The sequence below is a fragment of the Streptomyces sp. UH6 genome, from assembly GCF_013421635.1.
GTDB classification, from domain to species: domain Bacteria; phylum Actinomycetota; class Actinomycetes; order Streptomycetales; family Streptomycetaceae; genus Streptomyces; species Streptomyces abyssomicinicus.
In genome coordinates this window covers 1-6,268 of record NZ_JACADT010000282.1, presented here as the reverse complement: position 1 = coordinate 6,268, position 6,268 = coordinate 1, and the positions used below count along the sequence as shown (strand labels likewise).

5 protein-coding genes, 1 pseudogene and 1 riboswitch are annotated in these 6,268 nt (G+C 72.5%); of the genes and pseudogenes, 4 read left to right on the top strand and 2 right to left on the bottom strand.

Annotated elements, in window-relative coordinates; all coding sequences use genetic code 11:
- The 4 genes and pseudogenes from HW445_RS15425 to HW445_RS15410 form a co-directional block, all read left to right on the top strand.
- A pseudogene (locus HW445_RS15425) lies at positions 1-593 on the top strand (hypothetical protein); the annotation flags it as partial.
- A gap of 251 nt (positions 594-844) precedes the next feature.
- A complete protein-coding gene (locus HW445_RS15420) occupies positions 845-2,224 on the top strand; it encodes a Cys-Gln thioester bond-forming surface protein (protein WP_180221591.1) in 1,380 nt (459 codons plus the stop codon).
- Positions 2,225-2,705: 481 nt separating this feature from the next.
- Positions 2,706-3,017: a hypothetical protein gene (locus HW445_RS15415; protein WP_180221590.1), complete on the top strand. Its 312-nt coding sequence runs from the start codon at positions 2,706-2,708 to the stop codon at positions 3,015-3,017.
- 8 nt (positions 3,018-3,025) lie between these two features.
- Positions 3,026-4,210 carry a glutathionylspermidine synthase family protein gene (locus HW445_RS15410; protein WP_180221589.1) on the top strand — a complete coding sequence of 395 codons (1,185 nt, stop codon included), beginning with the start codon at positions 3,026-3,028 and terminating at the stop codon, positions 4,208-4,210.
- Positions 4,211-4,323: 113 nt separating this feature from the next.
- Here the strand turns inward: HW445_RS15410 and HW445_RS15405 are convergent, their stop codons facing one another.
- Both HW445_RS15405 and HW445_RS15400 read right to left on the bottom strand, forming a co-directional pair.
- Entirely contained in the window at positions 4,324-5,766 is a 1,443-nt protein-coding gene (locus tag HW445_RS15405; protein WP_180221588.1) for a glycine hydroxymethyltransferase, read from the bottom strand.
- 25 nt (positions 5,767-5,791) lie between these two features.
- Positions 5,792-5,880: riboswitch (ZMP/ZTP riboswitch) on the bottom strand.
- A gap of 171 nt (positions 5,881-6,051) precedes the next feature.
- Positions 6,052-6,268, bottom strand: a 217-nt coding sequence (locus tag HW445_RS15400; protein WP_374939655.1) for a hypothetical protein, incomplete at its 5' end; no start/stop codon positions are given.

Sequence of the window (6,268 nt, the reverse complement as noted above, 5' to 3'; positions counted from 1 at the left end):
ACGGCACTCCGTCCGGAACGGCGCCGGCCGCCACGCCCACCACGGCCGCCGTGGAACCGGAGCCCACCGACGACCCCGCCGCCACCGGCCCGGCCGAGACCCCGCAGGAGTCGCCGTCCCAGGACGGGGCCCAGGTGCCCGACGGGTACCGGCTGGCGGAGGACCCGGCCGGCTTCACCCTCGCCGTGCCGGAGGACTGGACGCGCGACGAGCGGGACAACGGCGTCTTCTACACGCCGGGGGACGACAGCTCCCTCGTCCAGGTCTTCGAGGTGACCGAACCGGGGATCACACCGCTGGAGTCGCTGGAGGCCGCCTCCGAGCACCTGGCGTCGCAGCCGGGGTACGAGGAGATCTCCCTCACCGGGACCGGCCCGTCGGAAGGCGCCTCGGACGCCGTCGGCGCGGACGCCGCGGAGCTGGTCTACGCGTACGACAGCGAGGAACTCGGCTTCCGCAAGCAGGTCGTGGACTGCGTCTTCACGGCGGACGACGGGACGATGTACGCCGTGCTGGTCGCCGGACCGGCCGACGAGTGGCCGGTGCAGGCGGAGCAACTCGCGGCGGCGCTGGCGCACTTCGCCGTCTCCTGACCGGACGTCGGGCGCGCACGCGGACGTAACGTGAGCAACACGCACAACGCGTGTGGCGCGCCAAGCTTTTCCGTCCCATGGGAACCACGGGTTCCGCGGTGTGACTATCATGTGGCCCTCGGTCGCGTTCGCGACTGTTCACAAGCACCCCCATTCCTCGGGGAGTTGCAGATTTCGCGGGCTGGTGTGCGCTCTCCGTCAGTCTGTTGCCGTGATGCGACGTGACGCCGCCATGCCCGGAGGGGAAACGTATGTTCCGTATACGGAGACGTGCCACCACGCGGCTGTCCGCCGCCGTCCTCGTCGCCGGCCTCAGCGTCGGCGGCACCCTGGCCACGGCGGGCGTCGCCGCCGCCGACGGCCACAACCCGGCCGGCGGCACGCTGGCCACGCTCAGGTCCGAGATGTCGCACACCGGTGGCGCCACGATCAACGGCAAGTCCGTCACGGCCGGTCTGTTCACGATGGACATCGCCGGCGGCGGCACCCTGCAGAGCTACTGCATCGACGCCCACACGAAGACGGTCAGCGGGGCCCAGTACCAGGAGAAGTCCTGGGCCGAGTCCTCGCTGGCCAACAACCCGGACGCCGGCAAGATCCACTGGATCCTGAAGAACGCCTTCCCGCAGATCGACGAGGCCGCACTGGCCAAGACCGCGGGGATCACCGGCGAGTTCACCAAGAGCGACGCCGCCGTCGGCACCCAGGTCGCCATCTGGCGCTACTCCGACCACGTCGAGGCGGAGGCCAAGGACACCGAGGCGGAGCAGCTCGCCGACTACCTGTACGAGGCCGCCAAGACCAAGGCCATCCAGGAGCCCGGCGGCTCGCTGTCGCTGAGCGCCCCGGCCGTGGCCGGCAAGGCCGGCGAGAAGCTCGGCCCGGTCACCGTCGCCACCAACGCGGGCACCGCGTCCGTCAAGGTCGCCGGAGAGGGCGTCAAGGTCGTCGACGCCGCGGGCAACCCCGTCACCGGCGTGAGCAACGGCGCCGAGCTGTACGTGGACGTCGCGGAGGGCACCCCGGCCGGCGCCGCCGAGGTCACCGTCGAGGGCTCCGTCGAGCTGTCGGTCGGCCGCGCCTTCACCGGCGTCGGCGTCAAGACGCAGACGCAGATCCTCGCGGGCTCCTCGCAGAGCAAGGTCGCCTCGTCCTTCACCGCCACGTGGAGCGAGAAGGAGACCACCGGCGCGGTGCTCGCGGCCGAGGCCGTGAACAACTGCGCCAAGGGCGGCGTCGACGTCAAGGTCACCAACAGCGGTGACGAGGCGGGCGAGGTCACCATCGGCGGCGAGAAGCACACCGTCGAGGCCGGCAAGGACGTCACCGTCACCGTCCCGGTGAAGGAGGACGCCGAGTACAGCATCGCCGTCACCGGTCCGAACGGTCTCGACCAGACCTTCACCGGCATCCTCGACTGCCAGACCGCCTCCGAGGGCGGTTCCGGGAACCCGGAGCCCTCGGCCGCGCCGAGCCCGGCCGGCGACCAGGGCGACAAGGCCGACGACGGCACCAACCTGGCCGAGACCGGCAGCAACAGCGCCACCCCGGTGATCGCCGGTGTCGCCATCGCCCTCGTGGTCCTCGGCGGCGTCACCATGCTGGTCCTGCGCAAGCGCAAGACCTCCTGACCACCGGTCCTGCGGTGACCCGGCGCCGCCGGGGTGAGCGCACGCCCTGACCATCGGGCGTTCACCCGGCCGGCGCGAGGGGCGGTTCCCACTCACGGGGGGCCGCCCCTTTCCCGTGCGCGCCGCCGGCGTCCGGCGGGGGCGGACCGGGCCCGTGCGCGGAACCGTGGAGTCCGGCGACCGCTCGGCCGCCCGGCGGGGCCGGTCCGTCTGAACAGGCATTCGTCCCCGCTCCGACGGGTAGGGACACCGTGGGCGGTGAACCTGACACCACCGCTCGACGGGCCCCGCGAGGCGCCCCCTCCAGGTGAGGGACGGCGCCCGTGGGGTCTTGTCATGTGGCCGACATTGCTCTCTTGCGCCGGTGTCCCTAGGCTGCCGGGCGTAGCAGACGCTGCACACCTGTGCGGAGGGAACCGAACGGCGGCCTCCGGGTGTCTTGGCGTCAGGCACCGCTCGCACCGAACCGGGGGGAAAGACCATGGCACAGAAGCAGCGCCGACGGCTGCGCTCCAGCACCGTCGTGCTGGGCGGAATGGGCGTCGTGGCCGCCACGCTGACGTCCTGCAGCTCCGAACCGGACCAGCGCTGCGTCGACATGGACAGCTACGAGTACGCCAACGGCTACCGCGTCGTGGCGGACTCCAACTGCTCCTCGTACGGGACGACGACGAACGCCGGCTGGTACTACGACGCCGAGGTCGACGACGGCTGGGCCGAGGACGGCACCTTCAGCCGCGAGGAGGCCGTCGACCGCAACGGCTTCGGCTGCAGCGGCAGCGGCGGAGGCTGACCGACGCCGTGGAACGCCGCACCACCGAGCCCCGCCCCGACTGGCAGGCCACCGTCGAGTCGCAGGGGCTGATCTACCCCCTCACCCGCCACCCCGACGGCGTCCTGCGCCCCTACTGGGACGAGAGCGCGTACTACGTCTTCTCCCTCCCCGAGGTCGAGGCGCTGGAGGAGGTCGTCGAGGAACTGCACGAGATGTGCCTGGAGGCGGCCGGGTTCATCGTCAAGGAGAACCGTTTCGCCGACCTCGGTGTCACCGACCGGCGGGTGGCCGAGGCCATCACCGAGTCCTGGCGCCGTCGTGCGGAGGTCCCCTCCCTCTACGGCCGGTTCGACCTGCGCTACGACGGCACGGGCCCGGCGAAGATGCTGGAGTACAACGCCGACACCCCGACCTCCCTGGTGGAGGCGGCCAGCCCGCAGTGGTTCTGGATGGAGGACCGCTTCCCCGGCGCCGACCAGTGGAACTCCCTGCACGAGCGGCTGGTGGACGCCTGGCGCGAGCAGGCCCCCCTGCTGCCGCCCGGCTCCCCGCTCTACTTCGCCCACACCGCGGCCGACGAGCTGGGCGAGGACCTGATGACGGTCGCCTACCTCATGGAGACCGCCGAGCAGGCCGGGCTGAGCACCGAGTGGATCTCCATGGAGGACATCGGCTGGGACCGGCTGAGCCGGCGCTTCGTGGACAAGAAGCTCCGCTTCATCCGCAGCTGCTTCAAGCTCTACCCGTGGGAGTGGCTGACCACCGACCGGTTCGGGCCCCAGGTGATGCAGACCCTCGACCTGGGCGGCGGCACGGGTTCCACCCTGTGGATCGAGCCGATGTGGAAGATGCTGCTCAGCAACAAGGCGCTGCTGGCGATCCTGTGGGAGCTCCACCCCGGCCACCCCAACCTGCTGCCCGCCTACGTGGACGGCCCGCGCGAGATGGCCTCCACCACCGGCTACGTGGCCAAACCGCTGCTCGGGCGCGAGGGGGCGGGGGTCACCCTGCACGAGGCCGGGTCCGTGGCACCGGCGCGCGAGGACGCCTGCTGCTACCAGGAGCTGGCGCCGCTGCCGTCGTTCGACGGGAACCGGGTGGTGCTGGGCGCCTGGGTCGTCCAGGGCGAGGCCGCGGGCCTCGGCATCCGCGAGAGCGCGGGCCCGGTGACGGACACCTACGCGCGGTTCCTGCCGCACGTCATCCTCTAAGAGCCGCGGCACGCCGACGCGGCACGCCGACGCGGCACGCCGACGCGGAACGCCGACGCGGCGCCGCCCGGGCGGGGGAGGCCGCGCCTCCCCCGCCCGGGCGGGCACGGGCCTCAGCCCAGGTCGATCGTCGGGTACAGCGGGAAGCCCGAGACCAGCTCGGTGGCGCGGCGGGAGACCTCGTCGGAGACCTTCGCGTCGAGGACGTGCTGCGCCTTGGACGGCGCGCCCTTGGCCGTGGTGCCGGGGACGGCCTCGGTGAGCACGCGGTCGATCAGCGCGGCGATCTCGTCCATCTCCGCCGTGCCCAGACCGCGGGTGGTCAGGGCCGGGGTGCCGATCCGGATGCCGGAGGTGTACCAGGCGCCGTTCGGGTCGGCGGGGATGGCGTTGCGGTTGGTGACGATGCCGGAGTCCAGCAGCGCCTGCTCCGCCTGACGGCCGGTGAGGCCGTAGGAGGAGGCCACGTCGATCAGGTTGAGGTGGTTGTCGGTGCCGCCGGTGACCAGCGTGGCGCCGCGCCGCATCAGGCCCTCGGCCAGCGCCTTCGCGTTGTCCACGATGCGCTGCGCGTAGTCCTGGAAGGAGGGCTGCCGCGCCTCGGCGAGGGCGACCGCCTTGGCGGCCATCACGTGCGGCAGCGGGCCGCCGAGCACCATCGGGCAGCCGCGGTCGACCTGGTCCTTCAGCGAGTCGTCGCACAGCACCATGCCGCCGCGCGGGCCGCGCAGCGACTTGTGGGTGGTGGTGGTGACGATCTGCGCGTGCGGCACCGGGTCGAAGTCGCCGGTGAGCACCTTGCCGGCCACCAGGCCCGCGAAGTGCGCCATGTCGACCATCAGGGTGGCGCCGACCTCGTCGGCGATCTCCCGCATGATCCGGAAGTTCACCAGGCGCGGGTACGCGGAGTAGCCGGCGACGATGATCAGCGGCTTGAAGTCGCGGGCGGTGGCGCGCAGCGCCTCGTAGTCGACCAGGCCGGTCTCCGGGTCGGTGCCGTAGGAGCGCTGGTCGAACATCTTGCCGGAGATGTTGGGGCGGAAGCCGTGCGTGAGGTGGCCGCCGGCGTCCAGCGACATGCCCAGCATCCGCTGGTTGCCGAAGGCGGCGCGCAGCTCGGCCCAGTCGGCGTCGGAGAGTTCGTTGACCTGGCGGACGCCGGCCTTCGCCAGGGCCGGGACCTCGACGCGGTCGGCGAGGACCGACCAGAAGGCGACCAGGTTGGCGTCGATGCCGGAGTGCGGCTGGACGTAGGCGTGGCGGGCGCCGAAGAGCTCGCGGGCGTGCTCGGCGGCGAGCGACTCGACGGTGTCGACGTTGCGGCAGCCGGCGTAGAAGCGGCGGCCGACGGTGCCCTCGGCGTACTTGTCGCTGAACCAGTTGCCCATCGCGAGCAGCGTCGCGGGGGAGGCGTAGTTCTCCGAGGCGATCAGCTTCAGCATCTCGCGCTGGTCGGTGAGCTCCTGGCCGATCGCGTCGGCGACGCGGGGCTCCACGGCGCGGACGACGTCCAGTGCGGCGCGGTACGCGGCGGACTCGGGGGAAAGGTCGGACATGGCGGCCTCCGGCAGAGTGCGGTCACGGTGTGGCCCAGGCGCACGGCACGTGTTCTCTCCGGGCCGCTCCCCGATGGTCCGTCCCATCCCAGCGCGCCAGTCACGGCCCTCCCTCACCCTACCGGCCCACCCCGGCCCCCCGCCGGACGGACCGCCCCGCGGACACCTTCGAGCGGGCCACCGGATCTCCACGGTCCGTGCGGTGCGGAGGCGGATGCCGCCGCACCTCCGGCGGGGCGCCGGCACCGGCACCGGTCCCGGTCCCGGTCCCGGTCCGGGCACCGGTCACCCGTCACCCGTGGCCCGGCGCGCCGGGTAGCCGAGGGCGGCGCGGAGGTAGGCGGCGTCGAGCGGGGGCTGCGCCGGGACGCCGTCGCGGGCTTCGAGGAGGTCCAGCGCGCTGCGCTCGTACCTGCGGCGGTGGTAGCCGTAGCGCGGTCCGCCGGGGTTCAGAGCGACCAGATGCCGCTCCAGGTCGTTGCCGGGCGACCAGTCCTCGGTC